Annotated in this window: 1 protein-coding gene; it reads right to left on the bottom strand. The window is 60.6% G+C overall.

The window, feature by feature from the left end; genetic code table 11:
* Positions 1-33: 33 nt before the first annotated feature.
* Positions 34-1,400, bottom strand: a protein-coding gene (locus tag FHT32_RS34765; protein WP_371132323.1) for an IS3 family transposase whose coding sequence is annotated in 2 segments (ribosomal slippage) — positions 34-920 and positions 920-1,400 — 1,368 coding nt in all. Because the reading frame shifts where the segments join, the coding sequence is not laid out codon by codon here.
* Positions 1,401-1,405: the final 5 nt, after the last annotated feature.

The following is a 1,405-nucleotide window of genomic DNA, read 5'->3' as shown; positions in this document are numbered from 1 at the left end:
TGAACTGACCCCAAGAAGTTGGACAGTTAGAAGCTAATGGCACAAGGCCTGAGTTCGGTACTGTACTGGGCTCAGGCCTTTGAGTTTGAGCTTGATGCGGTGGTGGTTGTAGTAGTGAATGTAGCGGTGCAGGCCGCGCTGGAGCTCTTCGACACTGGCGAACTCGTTGAGGTAGAAGAACTCGGCTTTCAGCGTGGCGAAGAAGCTCTCCATCGCAGCGTTGTCCAGGCAGTTGCCCCTGCGTGACATGCTTTGGGTCAAGCCCCAGGTGCTGAGTTGGCGTCGATAGGCGGGCATCTGGTAATGCCAGCCCTGGTCGGAGTGCAGCAGCGGGGCTGCTGCCTGGCCTGCCAGCTTGGACAGCGCCTTCTTGAGCATGTTGCCAACCAGCGGGAAGACAGGGCGCCTTTGCATCTCGTAGGCCACGATCTCCCCGTTGTACAGGTCCATGACGGGCGACAGGTACAGCTTGCTGCCATCGACATTGAACTCAGTCACGTCAGTCACCCATTTCTCGTTCGGCCGCTCGGCCTGGAACTGGCGATCAAGAAGATTCGGCGCCGGCGCGTAAGCGACTGCTCCTCGATAGGCGCGGTACTTCTTGGGACGAACCAGCGATTTCAGGCCCAGACCCTGCATCAGACGCTGCACCGTCTTGTGATTGACCGCCCGGCCTGCCCGGCAAAGCTCGGCGGTGATGCGTCGATAGCCGTAGCAGCCCTTGTGGCGCTCGTAGATGGCCCGGATGTGTGACTTCAGGCTGGCGTACTTGTCGCCTGCCTCCAAGACCTTCGCCTGGTAGTAGAACGTGCTGCGCGACAGCCCCGCCGTCTTCAGCAGCATTGGCAACGGGTAATGCGGCCTCAGCTCGATGACGGCTTGCGCTTTGTCCGCGCAGCTTGCCGCCTGGCCCGAACCAAGGCCTCCAATTTTTTTAGATACGCCACCTCCGCGCGCAGGTATTCGTTCTCCTTGCGCAGCGTCTCCAGGTCGTGCGCATCGTCGGCCTGCGGCGGCTGTAGCTGGGGTGGCTTGGGCTTGGGAGTCTTCATCTCTCGGGTTTTCGGCTTCAATGCATCGAGACCGCCTTCATGGTAGCGCCGCTGCCATGCGCTGATGACCCCTGTTCCGCCGCGGATGTCGAACAGCACAACCGCCTGGCGAGCTGACAACTCTTCGTGCCGCATGCGCTGCAACACCATCAGCTTGAACTGTGCGTTGTAGCGGACGCGCTTCTTGCACAGCAGCCCCTGCGATCCATGCTGCCGGTAGCTCTCCACCCACTTCCTGACCGTCCCGTGATCCAGGTCGTGGCGCTGCGCCACCGCCACGTAGCTTTGGTTGCCTGCCTCGTAGTCTTGCACTACCGCCAGCTTGAACTTCTCGTCGTACTTCGCCATGAAAA

The organism is Variovorax sp. SG517, assembly GCF_013376045.1.
Taxonomy (GTDB): Bacteria; Pseudomonadota; Gammaproteobacteria; order Burkholderiales; family Burkholderiaceae_C; genus Variovorax.
The sequence above is the reverse complement of the archived record's forward strand: the minus strand, read 5'-3'. Positions and strand labels throughout refer to the sequence as shown.